Origin of the sequence: Blastococcus sp. HT6-4 (assembly GCF_039679125.1) — a bacterium.
Lineage (GTDB): Bacteria > Actinomycetota > Actinomycetes > Mycobacteriales > Geodermatophilaceae > Blastococcus > Blastococcus montanus.
The window spans coordinates 1,720,379-1,736,780 of record NZ_CP155551.1 but is presented as its reverse complement, the minus strand read 5'-3'; the positions used below and the strand labels follow the sequence as shown (position 1 = coordinate 1,736,780).

Annotated in this window: 15 protein-coding genes; 1 reads left to right on the top strand and 14 read right to left on the bottom strand. The window is 73.6% G+C overall.

Translation table 11 applies throughout. The features are described 5' to 3' along the window. Window positions 1-16: 16 nt before the first annotated feature. The 4 genes from aspS to ABDB74_RS08435 form a co-directional block, all read right to left on the bottom strand. A complete protein-coding gene (aspS, locus tag ABDB74_RS08450; RefSeq protein ID WP_346623247.1) occupies window positions 17-1,792 on the bottom strand; it encodes an aspartate--tRNA ligase in 1,776 nt (591 codons plus the stop codon). Between the two features lie 27 nt (window positions 1,793-1,819). Next, window positions 1,820-2,809, bottom strand: a complete 990-nt coding sequence (locus ABDB74_RS08445; RefSeq protein ID WP_346623245.1) for an aldo/keto reductase — start codon at window positions 2,807-2,809, stop codon at window positions 1,820-1,822. Window positions 2,810-2,894: 85 nt separating this feature from the next. Then, a complete protein-coding gene (gene hisS / locus ABDB74_RS08440; RefSeq protein WP_346623244.1) occupies window positions 2,895-4,157 on the bottom strand; it encodes a histidine--tRNA ligase in 1,263 nt (420 codons plus the stop codon). Then, the gene (locus ABDB74_RS08435; protein ID WP_346623243.1) at window positions 4,154-4,837 is read right to left on the bottom strand and encodes an MBL fold metallo-hydrolase; all 684 of its coding nucleotides are present in this window, start codon (window positions 4,835-4,837) and stop codon (window positions 4,154-4,156) included. Before ABDB74_RS08435 ends, hisS begins: the two co-directional genes overlap by 4 nt. 159 nt (window positions 4,838-4,996) lie before the next feature. On the opposite strand from ABDB74_RS08435, the gene ABDB74_RS08430 reads away from it, so the two are divergent. Then, complete coding sequence (locus ABDB74_RS08430) at window positions 4,997-5,842, top strand: peptidylprolyl isomerase (protein WP_346623241.1); 846 nt, start codon at window positions 4,997-4,999, stop codon at window positions 5,840-5,842. A gap of 116 nt (window positions 5,843-5,958) precedes the next feature. On the opposite strand, the gene ABDB74_RS08425 is transcribed toward ABDB74_RS08430, so the two are convergent. The 10 genes from ABDB74_RS08425 to pdxT all read right to left on the bottom strand — a co-directional run bounded on the left by ABDB74_RS08425 (window position 5,959) and on the right by pdxT (window position 16,390). Next, entirely contained in the window at window positions 5,959-8,412 is a 2,454-nt protein-coding gene (locus ABDB74_RS08425; RefSeq protein WP_346623239.1) for a bifunctional (p)ppGpp synthetase/guanosine-3',5'-bis(diphosphate) 3'-pyrophosphohydrolase, read from the bottom strand. A 91-nt stretch (window positions 8,413-8,503) separates the two neighbouring features. Continuing rightward, entirely contained in the window at window positions 8,504-9,091 is a 588-nt protein-coding gene (locus ABDB74_RS08420; RefSeq protein WP_346623237.1) for an adenine phosphoribosyltransferase, read from the bottom strand. Next, on the bottom strand, window positions 9,088-10,437 hold the full coding sequence (gene secF, locus ABDB74_RS08415; RefSeq protein ID WP_346623236.1) for a protein translocase subunit SecF: 1,350 nt from the start codon (window positions 10,435-10,437) through the stop codon (window positions 9,088-9,090). The genes ABDB74_RS08420 and secF overlap by 4 nt, the downstream gene beginning before the upstream one ends. Continuing rightward, the gene (gene secD / locus ABDB74_RS08410; RefSeq protein ID WP_346623234.1) at window positions 10,434-12,086 is read right to left on the bottom strand and encodes a protein translocase subunit SecD; all 1,653 of its coding nucleotides are present in this window, start codon (window positions 12,084-12,086) and stop codon (window positions 10,434-10,436) included. The genes secF and secD overlap by 4 nt, the downstream gene beginning before the upstream one ends. A 13-nt stretch (window positions 12,087-12,099) precedes the next feature. Next, window positions 12,100-12,411 carry a preprotein translocase subunit YajC gene (gene yajC / locus ABDB74_RS08405; RefSeq protein WP_346623232.1) on the bottom strand — a complete coding sequence of 104 codons (312 nt, stop codon included), beginning with the start codon at window positions 12,409-12,411 and terminating at the stop codon, window positions 12,100-12,102. A gap of 148 nt (window positions 12,412-12,559) precedes the next feature. Further along, window positions 12,560-13,618, bottom strand: a complete 1,059-nt coding sequence (ruvB, locus tag ABDB74_RS08400; RefSeq protein ID WP_407062171.1) for a Holliday junction branch migration DNA helicase RuvB — start codon at window positions 13,616-13,618, stop codon at window positions 12,560-12,562. A gap of 62 nt (window positions 13,619-13,680) precedes the next feature. Then, window positions 13,681-14,319, bottom strand: a complete 639-nt coding sequence (ruvA, locus tag ABDB74_RS08395; protein WP_346623228.1) for a Holliday junction branch migration protein RuvA — start codon at window positions 14,317-14,319, stop codon at window positions 13,681-13,683. Further along, entirely contained in the window at window positions 14,316-14,885 is a 570-nt protein-coding gene (gene ruvC / locus ABDB74_RS08390) for a crossover junction endodeoxyribonuclease RuvC (protein WP_346623227.1), read from the bottom strand. The genes ruvA and ruvC overlap by 4 nt, the downstream gene beginning before the upstream one ends. Window positions 14,886-14,969: 84 nt before the next feature. Then, the gene (locus ABDB74_RS08385; protein WP_346623226.1) at window positions 14,970-15,731 is read right to left on the bottom strand and encodes a YebC/PmpR family DNA-binding transcriptional regulator; all 762 of its coding nucleotides are present in this window, start codon (window positions 15,729-15,731) and stop codon (window positions 14,970-14,972) included. Further along, complete coding sequence (gene pdxT / locus ABDB74_RS08380) at window positions 15,728-16,390, bottom strand: pyridoxal 5'-phosphate synthase glutaminase subunit PdxT (protein ID WP_346623225.1); 663 nt, start codon at window positions 16,388-16,390, stop codon at window positions 15,728-15,730. The genes ABDB74_RS08385 and pdxT overlap by 4 nt, the downstream gene beginning before the upstream one ends. Window positions 16,391-16,402: the final 12 nt, after the last annotated feature.

Genomic DNA, 16,402 nt, shown 5'->3' with positions numbered 1-16,402 from the left:
GCGGGACCCGCGTGGACTACTTCGTCGGGTCGGACGGACCGGGCGCGCCGGGCTCGCCCGGCAGCGGCGGCTCCTCCGGCTTCGCGTCGATCCCGGACTCCGTGCGCTGCGCCTCGGTGATCGGCGTCGGCGCGCCGGTCAGCGGGTCGTAGCCGGCGCCGGTCTTCGGGAAGGCGATCACCTCGCGGATCGACTCGACACCGGCCAGCAGCGCGGTGAGCCGGTCCCAGCCGAGGGCGGCGCCCGCGTGCGGCGGCGGGCCGTAGGCGAACGCCTCGAGGAAGAAGCCGAACCGCTCGCGGGCCTCCTCGCGGGACATGCCGAGGGTCTCGAACACCCGCTCCTGCAGGTCGGCGTCGTGGATACGCACCGAGCCGCTCATGACCTCGTTGCCGTTGATCACCATGTCGTAGGCGTCCGACAGCGCCGCGCCCTTGTCCTCGGCGAACCGCTCGCGCCACTCGGGGGTGGGCGAGGTGAAGGGGTGGTGCATGAAGGTCCAGTCGCCGTCCTCGGTCTCCTCGAACATCGGGAAGTCGACGACGAAGAGGAACGACCAGGAGCCCGGCTCGATGAGGTCCAGGCGCTTGGCGATCTCGTTGCGGGCGGCGCCCAGCAGCTCCTGCGCCGAGCGCCGCGCCCCGGCGGCGAAGAAGACGCAGTCGCCGGGCTCCGCGCCGACCGCCTCGACCAGGCCGGCCCGCTCGGCGTCGGAGATGTTCTTCGCCACCGGACCGCCGAGGGTGCCGTCCTCGGCGATCGTCACGTAGGCCAGGCCGCGGTAGCCCCGCGACTTCGCCCAGTCCTGCCAGGCGTCGAAGGCCCGGCGCGGCTGCGAGCCGCCACCGGGCATGACGACCGCGCCGACGTACGGCGCCTGGAAGACGCGGAAGGGGGTGTCGGCGAAGTAGGACGTCAGCTCGGTGAGCTCGACGCCGAAGCGCAGGTCGGGCTTGTCGGAGCCGAACCGGTCCATCGCCTCGCGGTAGGTCATCCGCGGGATCTCCGGGAGCTCGTAGGAGGCGAGCTCCCGCCACAGCGAGCGGACGACGTCCTCGGCGACGGCGAGCACGTCGTCGCGCTCGACGAAGCTCATCTCGTAGTCCAGCTGGGTGAACTCCGGCTGCCGGTCGGCCCGGAAGTCCTCGTCCCGGAAGCAGCGGGCGATCTGGTAGTACCGCTCCAGGCCACCGATCATGAGCAGCTGCTTGAACAGCTGCGGCGACTGCGGCAGCGCGTACCACTTGCCCTGCTGGAGGCGGACGGGGACGAGGAAGTCCCGGGCGCCCTCGGGCGTGGAGCGGGTCAGGTTCGGCGTCTCGACCTCGACGAAGCCGTGCTCGGCCATGACCCCGCGGGCGATCCGGCTGATCTCCGAGCGCAGCCGCATCGCCTTCGCCGGACCCTGCCGGCGCAGGTCGAGGTACCGGTACTTGTAGCGGACGTCGTCGGAGGCCGCCTGGTCGGTCTCGATCGGGAACGGCAGTGGCGCCGAGGTGGAGAGCACGCGCAGCTCCGTCGTCGCCACCTCGATCTCGCCGGTGGGCAGCTCCGGGTTCTCGTTGCCCTCCGGACGGCGGCGCACCTCACCGGTCACGAGCACGCAGTACTCGTTGCGCAGGTGGTGGGCCTCCTCCTCCCGGACGACGACCTGCACGTAGCCGGAGGCGTCGCGCAGGTCGAGGAAGACCACGCCGCCGTGGTCGCGGCGACGGGCGACCCAGCCGGCGAGGGTGACGGTGGTTCCGGCGTCGGACGCGCGCAGCGTTCCGGCGTCGTGGGTGCGAAGCAAGGTCGGGCCTCTCAGGACGGGGGTGGCTTACCAGCGGTCGTGCACGTGGGCGCGGATGCGCTCGTCGTACAGCCGCTCGAGGTCGGCGAGCTGGGCATCGGACAGCGGCGCCATCGACGCGGCCGCGACGTTGCCCCGCACCTGCGTGACGTTGCGCGCCCCGGGGATCACGGTGGTGACGCCGGGCTGGTCGATCACCCAGCGCAGGGCGAACGCGGAGGTCGGCACCGCGTCGCCGGCGATCGCGGCGACCTCGCGGGCGGCCTCGACGCCCACCTCGAACGGCACGCCGGCGAAGGTCTCGCCGACGTCGAAGGCCTCGCCGTGGCGGTTGAAGTTCCGGTGGTCGTCGGCCGGGAACGTCGTCGACTCGTCGTACTTGCCGGTGAGCAGCCCGCTCGCCAGGGGCACACGGGCGAGGACGCCGACGCCGGCCTTCTGCGCGGCGGGCAGCAGCTCCTCCAGCGGCTTGCGCCGGAAGATGTTCAGGATGACCTGGATCGTCTGGACGCCCTCGTGCTCCAGCGCCGTCAGGCCCTCGGCGACGGTCTCCACCGACACCCCGTAGGCGGCGATCGAGCCGTCGGCCACGAATCCGTCGAGGGTGTCGTAGAGGCGCTGGTCGGAGTAGACGGCGGTCGGCGGGCAGTGCAGCTGCACCAGGTCGAGGGTGTCCACGCCGAGGTTGCGGCGCGACCGGTCGACCCACGCGCGCAGGTTCTCCGGCGTGTACTGCGCGGCCTCGAACGGGTCGGCGCGGCGGCCGGCCTTCGTGGCGACGAACGGCCGCTCCGACCGCGGGGCCAGCGCCTGGCGGATGCGGACCTCCGAGCGGCCGTCGCCGTAGACGTCGGCGGTGTCCAGCAGGGTGACGCCGGCGTCGAGCGCCGCGCCGAGGACCTCGGCGGCCGCCGCGTCGTCGACGTCGCCCCAGTCACCTCCGAGCTGCCACGTGCCCAGGCCGATCACGCTGACCTCGGCCCCGGTCCCGCCGAGCGGTCGCTGCTCCATGCTCATCGTTCGACTCCGCCCTCGTTCCGCTCCTCGGTCGCTAGCGCTCCCTGCGATGCTCGCTCGGGCGTCGTTCTCACCATCGAAGGACTCATCCCTCCACACTCGCACGCACCGTGTCGAACAGCTCGGCCACCGGGACCGCCCGCTGCTCGCCGGTGCTCATGTCCTTCAGCTGGCCGACGCCCTCGGCCAGGTCCCGCTCACCGATGACGACGACGTGCGAGGCCCCCGAGCGGTCGGCGGCCTTCATCGCGCCCTTGAGGCCGCGGTCGCCGTAGACGGTGTCGGCCGCGACGCCGGCCTGGCGCAGCCGGCCGACCAGCCCGACCGCCAGCCGCTTCGCCTCGGCCCCCAGCGGGACGACGAACGCCTGTACGCCCGCGGTCGCGCCGATGTCCAGCCCCTCGGCCTGGACGGCGAGCAGCGTCCGGTCGACGCCGACCGCGTACCCGATCCCGGAGACGTCGGGCCCGCCGAGCGCCGCGGACAGCCCGTCGTAGCGCCCGCCGCCCCCGATGGCCGACTGCGCGCCGAGTCCGTTGTGCACGAACTCGAAGGTGGTCTTCGTGTAGTAGTCCAGGCCGCGCACCAGCCTGGGCGCCTCGGTCCAGGTCACCCCGAGGTCGGTGAGGTGCTGCCGGACGGCGTCGTAGTGCGCCTTCGTGGAGTCCGAGAGGTGGTCGGCCATCAGCGGCGCGTCGTCGAGCTGCGCCTGCACCTCGGGCCGCTTGTCGTCCAGGACGCGCAGCGGGTTGATCGCCGCCCGGCGCCTCGTCTCCTCGTCGAGGTCGAGCGTGGCCAGGTAGTCGACCAGCAGCTCCCGGTACTGCGGCCGGCACGTGCTGTCGCCCAGCGAGGTGAGCAGCAGCTCGAAGTCGGTGAGCCCCAGGTCGCGGAAGCCCTGCACGCCGAGCGCCACCACCTCGGCGTCCAGCGCCGGGTCGTCGACGCCGAGGGCCTCCATGTCCACCTGGGTGAAGTGCCGGTACCGGCCGGCCTGCGGCCGCTCGTAGCGGAACGCCGAGCCGACCGTCCACAGCTTCACCGGCAGCGCGCCCTGGTACAGCCGGTGCTCGATGAAGGCGCGCATCAGCCCGGCGGTGAGCTCGGGCCGCAGCGTGAGGGAACGCCCGCCGCGGTCGTCGAAGGTGTACATCTCCTTGGTGACGACGTCGGTCGACTCGCCCACCCCGCGGGAGAAGACGGCGGTCTCCTCGAACACCGGCGTCTCGACGTAGCCGTAGCCGGCCCGCCGCAGCGGCGCGGTCAGCGTGTCGCGGACCGCCAGGTACGTCGCCGACTCGGGCGGCAGCGTGTCGAACGTGCCCTTCGGCGCCGTCAATCCACTCACAGCCCGCGCCCCTTCGGCGCCTGGGCCGCCTCGGCGAGGTACGGGTTGATCGCGCGCTCGCGGCCGATCGTCGTCGCCGGGCCGTGGCCGGGGAGCACGACCGTCTCGTCGTCCAGCGGGAGCACCACGTCCTGCAGGGAGCGGAGCATCGCGTCCCAGGAGCCGCCGGGCAGGTCGACCCGGCCCACCGAGCCGGCGAACAGCACGTCACCGGCCAGCAGCCCGGGCGCCTCCCCCAGGTCGAGCTCGAAGACCACCGAGCCCTGGGTGTGGCCGGGCGCGTGCCGGACGGTGAGGTCGACCCCGGCCAGGGAGAGCACCGCGCCGTCGTCGAGCGCCCGGACGTCGGACGGGTCGGGCAGCCGGACGCCGGTGATCAGCGGGGCCAGCTGCGGGCCGTGCCAGCGGACCGGGTCCGAGAGCATGCCGTTGTCGGCCGGGTGGAGGTAGGCGGGGATGTCGTAGCCGTCGCACACCGGCAGCACCGAGAAGGTGTGGTCGAGGTGGCCGTGGGTCAGCACGACCGCGACCGGCTTGAGACCGTCGTCGGCCAGCATGCGGGCCAGCGGCTCGACGGCGTCCATGCCGGGGTCGACGACGACGCACTCCTGCCCGGGACCGGAGGCGACCGCGTAGCAGTTGGTGCCGAACGCGCCGGCGGGGAAGGAGCGGATGAGCACCCGTGCAGGTTACGCGGGCACCCCCGGCCGGCCCGGCGCTCCCAGGGAACCGCCAGGCCCGCCACCTAGACTCGCTCCCCGACCAGCGGGCAGCGGCCCCGGCCGCACCGCCGATCACACCGCCGCCTCGCCCCCCGTCCGCCCGAGGAGTCCGCCCCCGTGCCCACGAACAAGCAGCGCCGCCAGGCCGCGCAGCGTCACCTGCAGCGACAGCTGGAGCGCCGCACGGAGGAGGCCAGGAAGCGCCGCCGGAACCTGGGCGTCCTGCTCGCCGCGCTGGTTGCCGTCGTCGTCGTGGGCGCGGCGCTGCTGTTCACGGACGTGCTCGGGGGCGACGACGAGGACGCCGCCGCCGCGGCCGACCCGACCACGGCGACCACGCCCACCACCAGCGCGGCGGCGCGGACCACCAACCCCGACGGCACGGTGACCTGCGAGTACCTGCCCGACGAGTCGGGGAACCCGAACCTCACCGACGTCGGCACGCCGCCGGCCCCGGAGTCGACGCCCGCCCAGGGCACCGCGACCGTCCTGATGAGCACGAACCAGGGCGACCTGACGCTCACCCTCGACCGGGAGACGGCCCCCTGCGCGGCGGCCAGCTTCGTCTACCTGACGGAGCAGGACTTCTACGACGGCACCTCCTGCCACCGGCTGGTGAACGCCGAGACCTTCGGCGTCCTGCAGTGCGGCGACCCGACCGGCACCGGTGCCGGCGGCCCGACGTACAAGTACGCCGAGGAGGTCACCCCCGACACCACCTACCCGCGGGGCACGATCGCCATGGCGAAGACGGCGGCGCCGAACACCACGGGCGGCCAGTTCTTCCTGACCTTCGTCGACACCGAGCTGCCGCCGGAGTACACCGTCGTCGGCACCGTGGACGAGGCCGGGCTGGCCGTGCTCGACGAGGTCGCCGCGGGCGGCGTCCAGGGCGCCGAGGGCCCCGGTGACGGCCCGCCGAACGTCCCGGTCACCATCGAGGACATGGCCGTCGTCGGCTGATCCGCCCCCGCACGGCATAGGAGGCTTTGCCTACGGTTTCCGCCTCGGAACCGTAGGCATAGCCTCCTATGCCTACTGCGGACGAGGCAGCCGACGGCCGTGGGCGGTGCGGCTGCTTACGCGGTGACGCGCTCGACGTCGAAGACGCCCTCCACGTTGCGCACCGTCTGCAGCACCGCGCCCAGGTGTGCCGGGTCGGCCAGCTCGAAGGTGAACCGGCTGATGGCGACGCGGTCGCGGCTGGTCTGCACCGACGCCGACAGGATGTTCACCCGCTCGTCGGCCAGGGCCTTGGTCACGTCGGAGAGCAGCCGGTGCCGGTCGAGCGCCTCGACCTGAATGGCGACCAGGAACATCGAGCCCGGATTCGAGGCCCACTCGACCTCGACCAGACGTTCAGGCTTGCGCTGCAGGTCGCCGGCGTTGGTGCAGTCGGTGCGGTGCACGCTGACCCCGCCACCACGGGTGACGAACCCGAGGATGTCGTCCCCGGGCACGGGCGTGCAGCACTTGGCGAGCTTGGCCCAGACGTCGGTCATCCCGTGCACGATGATCCCGGGGTCGCCGCCGGCCGGGCGTCTCGCGGCCGGGCGCCGGGTCGGGATCGCGGTCTCGGCGATGTCCTCCGCCGCGCCCTCGCTGCCGCCCAGCGCGATCATGAGCTTCTCGACCACCGAGGCGGCCGAGAGCTGGTTCTCCCCCACCGCCGCGTACAGCGCCGTCACGTCGGAGTGGCGCAGGTCCTTGGCGAGGGTGGACAGCGCCTCCCCACCGAGCAGCCGCTGCAGCGGCAGGCCGGCCTTGCGCATCGCGCGGGTCAGGGCCTCCTTGCCGGCGTCGACGGCGTCCTCGCGGCGCTCCTTGGTGAACCACTGCCGGATCTTGGTGCGGGCGCGCGACGAGCCGACGAACGTGAGCCAGTCCTTCGAGGGGCCGGCCGTGGGCGACTTGGAGGTGAAGATCTCCACGACGTCGCCGTTGGTGAGCTTGCTGTCCAGGGAGACCAGCGAGCCGTTGACCCGGGCGCCGATCGTCCGGTAGCCGACCTCGGTGTGCACCGCGAACGCGAAGTCCACCGGCGTCGACTCGCCGGGCAGGCTGACGACGTCGCCCTTCGGCGTGAAGACGAAGACCTCCTGCGGACCGAGGTCGTAGCGCAGCGTCTCGAGGAACTCGCCCGGTTCCTGGGCCTCGCGCTGCCAGTCCAGCAGCTGGCGCAGCCACAGCATGTCGTCGGGCGTGCCGGCCTTGGGCGGTGCGCCGAACTCGCCGGCGCTGGGCTTGCCGCCGACCCGGGCCTTCTCCTTGTACTTCCAGTGCGCCGCGATCCCGTACTCGGCGGTGCGGTGCATGTCGTGGGTGCGGATCTGCAGCTCGACCGGCTTGCCCTGCGGCCCGATCACCGTGGTGTGCAGCGACTGGTACATGTTGAACTTCGGCATCGCCACGAAGTCCTTGAAGCGGCCGGGAACCGGCTGCCAGTGGGCGTGCATGATGCCCAGCGCGGCGTAGCAGTCGCGCACCGAGTCGACGAGGATCCGGATGCCGACGAGGTCCCAGATGTCGGTGAAGTCGCGGCCGCGGACGATCATCTTCTGGTAGATCGAGTAGTAGTGCTTGGGCCGGCCGGTGACGACGGCCTCGATCTTGGCCGCCTTCAGCTGGTCGTTGACGGTCGTCGTGACCTCGGCGAGATAGGTGTCCCGCGACGGGGCGCGCTCGGCCACCAGCCGCACGATCTCGTCGTAGCGCTTCGGGTACAGCGTGGCGAACGCGAGGTCCTCGAGTTCCCACTTGATGGTGTTCATACCCAGCCGGTGGGCCAGCGGGGCGAGGATCTCCAGCGTCTCGCGCGCCTTCTTCTCCTGCTTCTCCGGCGGGAGGAAGCGCAACGTGCGCATGTTGTGCAGCCGGTCGGCGAGCTTGATGACCAGCACCCGCGGGTCCCGGGACATCGCCACGATCATCTTGCGGATCGTCTCGGCCTGGGCGGCGTCGCCCAGCTTCACCTTGTCGATCTTGGTGACGCCGTCGACGAGGTGGGCGACCTCGGAGCCGAAGTCGGTGGTGATCGTCTCCAGCGTGACGCCGGTGTCCTCGACCGTGTCGTGCAGCAGCGCCGCGATCAGGGTGGTGGTGTCCATGCCCAGCCCGGCCAGGATCGTGGCGACGGCGAGCGGGTGGGTGATGTACGGATCGCCGCTCTTGCGCCGCTGCGTCGAGTGCGCCGCCTCGGCGACGTCGTAGGCCCGCTGCAGGAGCACCAGGTCGGCCTTCGGATGGCTCTGCCGGTGCAGGACCGCCAGCGGTTCGAGCACCGGCCGGACCAGGCCGCTGCGCTGGCCGGAGACGATCCGGCGAGCGAGGCGGTCGCGGACCCGGCGCCGGGGCGCCCCCGACTCCGGGTCGACCGGCTCGGTGCCGACGTCGTCGGGCCGGCGCACCACGGGCCGTTCGGGCAGCGGGCTGCGGACCGGGGCCTCGTCCACCCCGCCGGGGAGGGACGCCTGACCACCTGCGGCCGCGGCGGCCCGCGCGGCAACCGCGTCGGCGGTCACGTCGGAGGCCACGGCGACTCCTGCGGGTCGAGGAGGACAGACCCTCCCCATGCTAGCCGCAGGAGCCCGGAGGCAGGCGCGCCGGCTCGCGGACCCGACCCGGTCAGGTGGCCCAGAGGGCGTGCACGGTGTGCGGGGCCAGCCGCTGCCGGCCGCCCAGTGCGGCCAGCTCCACGACCACCGACACGGCGGTGACCACGCCGCCCAGCTGCTCGACCAGGGCGACCGCGGCGGCGAGCGTGCCACCCGTGGCCAGCACGTCGTCGACGACGAGCACCCGCTGCCCCGGCCGGATGGAGTCGGCGTGCAGCTCGAGGGTCGCGGTCCCGTACTCGAGCGCGTAGTCGGCGGCGATGCGCTCGCGCGGCAGCTTCCCGGCCTTGCGCACCGGCACCACCCCCACGCCCGCGTCGAGCGCGACCGCGGCCGCGAGCAGGAACCCGCGGGCCTCCACCCCGACGACCACGTCGAAGTCCCGCTCCCCGGCCGCACCGGCGGCCACGGCGGCCGCCCGGGGATCGGACCCCGCCGGCGCCGCCAGCCCCTCGACCATGCGCCGGAAGGCCGGCCCGTCGGCGAACACCGGGGTCAGGTCGCGGAACACCACCCCGGGCATGGGGTGGTCGGGCACGTCGACGGTCAGCCCGGCGATGAGCTCGTCCAGCGGCAGCCCGGCCGCGGTGCCGGTCACCGGCGGCGCTTGCCGGCGGGCCGGCTGGAGCCGGCGCGCTGCGGCCGCGCGCCCGGTCGCGGCGCGGTGGCACCGCCGCGGCCCGGCTCGGGGCGCACCGTCGCCGGCGACTCGACGACGACGTCGGCGGGCACGCTCTCGGGCAGGTCGGCCACGGCCACCCCGCCGGCGGGCCGGCGCCGGCGGGCGCTGGCCACCGGCCCGGCCGGCATGGCGGCGGCGCCGGTGCGGGCGGCCGAGGACCGCCGGGCGAGCACCCGGCGGCGCAGCGCCTCCTGCGCCGGCTCGCGCTCCTTGAGGTCGGCCACGACCGGCGTCGCCAGGAAGATCGACGAGTAGGTGCCGGCGGCCAGACCGACGAACAGCACGAGGGCGAGGTCCTTGAGCGTCCCGACGCCGAGCAGGCCGGCGCCGACGAACAGCAGCCCGGCGACCGGCAGCAGCGCGATGACCGACGTGTTGATCGACCGCATCAGGGTCTGGTTGACCGCGAGGTTCGCCGCCTCGCCCCACGTCATGCGGGCGCTGCGCTCCAGGTCGCGGGTGTTCTCGTCGACCTTGTCGAAGACGACCACGGTGTCGTAGAGGGAGAACCCGAGGATGGTGAGGAAGCCGATCACCGTCGAGGGCGTCACCTCGAAACCGATCAGCGAGTAGATGCCCGCGGTGAGGATGATGTCGTGCGCCAGCGCCGCCATGGCGCCGACGGCCATCTTCGGCTGGAAGCGCACCGCGAGGAAGAGCACGACGGCGACCAGGAAGACCGCCAGCGCCACGAGCGCCTGCTGGGTGATGTCCTGGCCCCAGTCGGCGCTCACCGACTCGGGGCTGACGTCGTCCGGCGCGATGCCGGCCACGCCGGCCAGCGCCTCGACGACAGCGCGCTCGGTCTCGTTGTCCAGCTGCTCGGTGCGCAGCAGCAGCGTGTTGCCGCCGACGACCTGCGCCGTGGCGACCTCCGCGCCGGCCTCCTCCGCCGCCTCGCGCGCCTCGGCGAGCTGCTGCTCGCTGCCGGGCAGCCGGAAGCTGTTGCCGCCCTCGAAGTCGATGCCGAAGTTGAACCCCCGGAACACCATCGAGGCGATGCAGAGCAGCAGCACCACGGCGGTGATCCGGTAGATGAGCCGGCTGCGCCCGACGACGTCGAGGCCGACCTCGCCGTTGTAGAGGCGGTGGGCGAGCCCGCCGCTGCGTCCCTGCGCGGCTGCCGGCGCCACGGTGTCCGCGCCACCGGGGTCCTGCGGCAGGCCCGCGTCGGCCAGCGCGTCCTCGCCGCTGCGCGCCGTCGTCTCCTCCGGCGGCACGTCCGCCGACGTGAGGTCCTCCGGGTCGGTCGGGCGGGTCATGACGTGCTCCTGTCCTGGCGGCCGTCACCGGACGCGGTGGCGCCGACGAGGTCACGCCGGCGGGCCGGCGCACCGGCGCGGCGGGTGTGCTCGACCTGGCCGAGGCCGGAGAACCGGCTGCTGCCGAACGACTTGAACCGGGACAGCACCGCCATCAGCGGGTGGGTGAAGAGGAAGACGACGACGAGGTCCAGCACCGTGGACATGCCGAGCGTGAAGGCGAAGCCCTTCACGTCACCGATGGCCAGCACGTAGAGGATCGCCGCCGCGAGGAAGCTGACCGCGTCGGCGGACAGGATCGTGCGCCGGGCGCGCACCCAGGCCCGCGGGACGGCCGAGCGCAGCGACCGGCCCTCGCGGATCTCGTCCTTGAGCCGTTCGAAGTAGACGACGAACGAGTCGGCGGTGATGCCGATCGAGACGATGAACCCGGCGATGCCCGCGAGGCTCAGCGTGAAGCCGATCTCCCGGCCCAGCACCACGAGGACGCCGTAGACCACCACCGCGGACAGGGCGAGGCTGGCGATCATGACCAGGCCCAGCAGCCGGTAGTAGAACAAGGCGTAGACGAAGACCAGCGCGATGCCGAGCCCGCCGGCGATCAGGCCGGCCTCCAGCTGCTCCTCGCCGAGCTCGGTGGAGATCGACTGCGCCGTCGCCTGCGTGAAGGTCAGCGGCAGGGCGCCGTACCTCAGCTGGTTGGCCAGCTCGGTGGCCGACTCCTGGTCGAACTGCCCGGTGATGGTGGTCGGGTTCGTGGTGATGGGCTGGTTGATCGTCGGCGCGGAGATCACCCGCCCGTCGAGCGTGAAGGCGACGTTCTGCCCGACGTTGGCCGTGGTGTACTCCGCCCAGGAGGCCAGGCCGTCGGACTGGAACTCCAGCAGCACGATCCACTCGCCGGTCCCGGGCTCGGTGCCGGCCGACGCGTCGTCGATCTCGGTGCCCTCGATGATCGTGGGGCCGAGCAGGTACTTGGCCGAGCCGTCCTCGCTGCAGGCGGCGACGTAGGAGTCGGGGCGGGCGACCTCACCGGCGAGCTCCTCCACATCGCAGGTCAGGGTCGCGAACTCCGCGGCCGCCTCCTCCTGCGTGACGGGGGGCGCGTCCGGGTCGGCCGGCGCCGGCTCCTCGGCCGCGCCGTCGGTGGCGGCGTCCGTGGGCTCGGCATCCCCCTCGGCGGCCTCCGCGTCGTCGGTGCCCTCCTCGACCGCGGCGTCCTCCTCGACCCCGGCGTCCTCGTCGGCCGCGGCGTCCTCCTCGGCGGGGGCCGCCGGGGCGGGACCACCCACGACCGGCCGGAAGCGCAGCTGGGCCGTGGCGCCGAGTTCGCGGGCCTGCTCGCCGTCGTCCCCGGGGACGGAGATGACGATGTTCGAGTCGCCCTCGGTGACCACCTCGGCCTCGGAGACGCCGAGGCCGTTCACCCGCTGCTCGATGATGCGGCGGGCCAGCTCCAGGTCCTCCTGGGCCGGCGCGGCGCCGTCGGGCGTTCGCGCGGTCAGGGTGACCGTCGTGCCGCCGCGCAGGTCGAGCCCGAGCTGGGGGGTGCGGGTGTCCCCGGTGAAGAAGACGAGCCCGTAGAGCAGGGCGACGATCAGCGCGAAGGCGCCGAAGTACCGCCCCGCGGGCAGCGAGCGATTGGCCACGGGGTCCTCCGGGTCAGACGGTGCCGTCGGCCGGACGCGAGGGGTCGTCGCCGACCGCGTCCGCGCCGGCCGGGCGACGCACCTCGAGGATCGCCGGGCGGGCGAAGGTGACGACCACGCCGGGGGCGATCTCCAGGTCGACCGTGGTCTCGCCGAGCGCGGCCACCGTCCCGTGCAGCCCGCTCGACGTCATGACCGGGGTGCCGATCGTCAGCGACGCCTGCATGGCGGCGGCCTGCTCCTGCATCTTCTTGCGCTGCCGGGCGGGCAGCACGAAGAGCAGGACGGCCAGCAGGGCCAGCATGATCAGCGGGAAGTACTCCACGACAGGTGTGCCTCTCTTCCGCGACTGGTGCACCGCGGTGGGTGCGGTCCGGGACGGGACCGCTCGGGTACGTCGGTGCCGGCACGCGCGGCGACCAGACGGGACGCGCGTGGCCCGGCCTGCGAGTTGCGCGCCAGCGTCCGGGAGTCTAGGCGTCGAACAGGGCCTCTGACGACGACCCTGGTACCTGTGGGTCTGCTGTGACCCGGCCGAGCGGGATCCCGCCCCGGGGCAGGGGCCGGCCGAGGTGGTGCCATGCGGCCTCGGTGGCCACCCGGCCGCGCGGCGTACGGGCCAGCAACCCGGCGCGGACCAGGAACGGCTCGCACACCTCCTCGACGGTGTGCGGCTCCTCCCCCACCGCGACGGCGAGGGTGGCGACCCCGACCGGCCCCCCGCCGAACTTCCCTACGAGGGCTTCGAGCACCTCGCGGTCCAGCCGGTCCAGGCCCAGGTGGTCGACGTCGTAGAGCGCGAGGGCCGCCTCGGCCACCTCGCGGGTCACCCGGCCGTCGGCCTCGACCTCGGCGTAGTCGCGCACCCGGCGCAGCAGCCGGTTGGCGATCCGGGGCGTCCCCCGGGAGCGGCCGGCGATCTCGGCCGACCCCTCGTCGGTCAGCTCCACGCCGAGCAGCGCGGCGCTCCGGGCCAGGACCCGCTGCAGCTCGGCCGGCTCGTAGAACTCCATCTGGCCCACGAACCCGAACCGGTCGCGCAGCGGGCCGGTGAGCAGGCCGGCCCGGGTGGTGGCGCCGACGAGGGTGAAGGGGTTGATCTCCAGCGGGATCGCCGTCGCCCCCGGCCCCTTGCCGACGACGACGTCGACCCGGAAGTCCTCCATCGCCATGTAGAGCAGTTCCTCGGCGGGCCGGGCAATGCGGTGGATCTCGTCGATGAAGAGCACGTCGCCGGGCGCCAGGTTGGACAGCATCGCGGCGAGGTCACCGGACCGCTCGATCGCCGGACCGCTGGTGATCTTCACCGCCGTGCCCAGCTCGGAGCCGATGATCAGCGCCAGGCTCGTCTTGCCGAGCCCGGGCGGGCCGGACAGGAGCACGTGGTCGGGGGTGCGGCCACGCCGCTTGGCACCCTCGAGGACGAGCGCGAGCTGGCGGGCGACCTTCGGCTGGCCGATGAAGTCGTGCAGCGAATGCGGCCGCAGCGCCGACTCGACGACCCGCTCCTCGTCACCGGCCTGCGGCGACACCGACCACTCCGGCGGGGCGTCACCGGCGAGCTCTCCGGTCAGCGACCGGTCGAACGGGGCGGTCACGTCCTACCCAGCAGCTGGAGGGCCTGCCGCAGCAGGACGGCGACCTCGACGGTGCCGGTCGCGGCGAGCTGCTCGTCGGCCACCGGGGCCAGCTGCCCCACCGCGGTCTCGGCCTCCTTGGCGCTCCAGCCCAGCCCGACGAGCGCCGAGGTCAGCTGGTCCCGCCAGGGGGCGACCGGCGTCACCGGCGGCAGCCCGGCCGGTGCGGGACCGTCCAAGGAGGTGTCGGTGCTGGTCGAGCCGAGGCGGTCCCGCAGCTCCAGGATCAGCCGCTCGGCGCCCTTCTTGCCGATGCCGGGCACCTGCATCAGCGCCTTGACGTCGGCGGTCGACACCGCCCTGCGGACCTCCCGCGGCGGGTGGATGGCCAGCACCGCCTGGGCCAGCCGCGGGCCGACGCCGTTCGCCGTCTGCAGCAGCTCGAACAGCTGGCGCTCGTCGTCGTCGGTGAACCCGTAGAGCGTCAGCGAGTCCTCGCGCACCACGAGGCTGGTGGCCAGGCGCGCGGCCTCGCCGACCTGCAGCCGGGCGATCGTGCCGGGGGTGCACTGCACCGACAGCCCGATGCCGCCGACCTCGACGACGGCGCCGTCGGGCCCCACCGCGGCGACCCGGCCGTGCACGCTGGCGATCATCGGGCCGCCACCCCCGTCCAGCGCGGCAGCGTGGTGGCGCGCACGGGCGCGCCGATCCCGCCGGCGATCGCAGCCGTGCGCAGGCGCTGCTGCGCCGGCCCGCGCCAGGCGTGGCAGACCGCGAGCGCCAGGGCGTCGGCGGCATCGGCCGGCTTGGGCGCGGCGCCGAGGCCGAGCACTCGGGTGACCATGAGGGTGACCTGCTCCTTGTCCGCGCGGCCGTTCCCGGAGATGGCGGCCTTCACCTCGCTGGGCGTGTGCCAGGCGACCGGCCGGTCGGCCTGCGCCGCCGCGAGCGCCGCGACCCCGGCCGCCTGGGCGGTGCCGGTGGCGGTGCCCTTGTTGTTCTGGGTGAACACCCGCTCGATCGCCACGACGTCCGGCCGGTGCTCGCGCAGCAGCGCGGTGACGGCGGTGTGCAGCTCCAGCAGCCGGAGCTCGAGGTCGAGCTCCGGCAGCGTGCGGACGACGCCGACCCCGACCGCCGTCGGACGCGCCCCGGGGCGCCCGTCGACCACTCCCCACCCGCACCGGGTGAGGCCCGGGTCGATGCCGAGCACCCGCATGGTCACGCTCCTGTCGGCCGAACTGGTGTTCGACCGAGGCTAACCGGCAGGGACGACCGGACCCCGCCAACACGCCCGGTGAGGTCAGGCGTCGGCCGCGACCTGTTCCATGACCTCGTCGGGGACGTCGTAGTTCGCGTAGACGTTCTGCACGTCGTCGAGGTCCTCGAGGGCGTCGATGAGCCGGAAGACCTTGCCGGCGCCGTCGACGTCGAGCTCCACCTGCACGCTCGGCTGGAAGCCGGCCTCCGCCGAGTCGTACTCGATCCCCGCGTCCTGCAGGGCGGTGCGCACCGCGACCAGGTCGCCGGGCTCGCAGAGCACCTCGAGGGTGTCGCCGAGGTCGCGCACCTCCTCCGCGCCGGCGTCCAGGACCGCCATGAGCACGCTGTCCTCGTCGACCCCGTCGGCCTGCGGCACCACCACGACGCCCTTGCGGGAGAAGAGGTAGGAGACCGATCCCGGGTCCGCCATCGACCCGCCGTTGCGGGTCATGGCCGTGCGGACCTCCATGGCCGACCGGTTCTTGTTGTCGGTCAGGCACTCGATGAGGACGGCGACGCCGCCGGCGGCGTACCCCTCGTAGGTGATGCCCTGGTAGTCGACGCCCCCGGCCTCGGCGCCGGACCCGCGCTTGACCGCGCGGTCGATGTTGTCGTTGGGCACCGAGCTCTTCTTGGCCTTCTGGATGGCGTCGAACAGCGTCGGGTTGCCCGCCGGGTCACCGCCGCCGGTGCGGGCCGCGACCTCGATGTTCTTGATCAGCTTGGCGAAGAGCTTGCCGCGCTTGGCGTCGATCCCAGCCTTCTTGTGCTTGGTCGTCGCCCACTTGGAATGGCCGCTCACGGCTCTCCTCTCCTGCCGGCGTCGTCGATCCGGCCTGCGTCGGCCAGGTGACGGCGCACGATGTCGACGAACAGCGCGTGCACCCGGCGGTCCCCGGTCAGCTCGGGGTGGAAGCTGGTGGCCACCACGTCGCCCTGGCGGACCGCGACGATCCTACCGTCGGCCGGACCCCCGACGACCCGGCCGAGGACCTCGACCCCGGGGCCGGCCTGCTCGACCCACGGCGCACGGATGAAGACGGCGTGCAGCGGCCCGCCGTCGACGCCCGCCAGCTCGACGTGCGACTCGAAGGAGTCGACCTGGCGGCCGAAGGCGTTGCGCCGCACGGTGACGTCGAGCCCGCCCACTGTCGGCTGGCCCGGCGGGGCGTCGACCAGCCGGTCGGCCAGCAGGATCATGCCGGCGCAGGTGCCGTAGGCGGGCAGCCCGGCGCGGACGGCGTCGCGCAGCGGCTCGAGCAGGCCGAACCGGCCGGCGAGCTTGGCCATCGTCGTCGACTCGCCGCCGGGCACGACCAGCCCGTCCACCTCGGCGAGCTCCTCCGGGCGGCGGACCGGCCGCGGCTCGGCGCCCTCCGCGCGCAGCACCGCGAGGTGCTCGCGGACGTCGCCCTGGAGCGCGAGGACCCCGATCACGGGCCGGGCAGAAACGGTGGACACGGGGTCCGACGG

Excerpts from the sequence above, each read along its gene's own strand:
- ABDB74_RS08445 (WP_346623245.1), bottom strand. The coding sequence starts at position 2,809 with ATGAGCATGGAGCAGCGACCGCTCGGCGGGACCGGGGCCGAGGTCAGC.
- ruvC (WP_346623227.1), bottom strand. The coding sequence starts at position 14,885 with ATGCGGGTGCTCGGCATCGACCCGGGCCTCACCCGGTGCGGGTGGGGA.
- secF (WP_346623236.1), bottom strand. The coding sequence starts at position 10,437 with ATGACCCGCCCGACCGACCCGGAGGACCTCACGTCGGCGGACGTGCCG.
- ruvA (WP_346623228.1), bottom strand. The coding sequence starts at position 14,319 with ATGATCGCCAGCGTGCACGGCCGGGTCGCCGCGGTGGGGCCCGACGGC.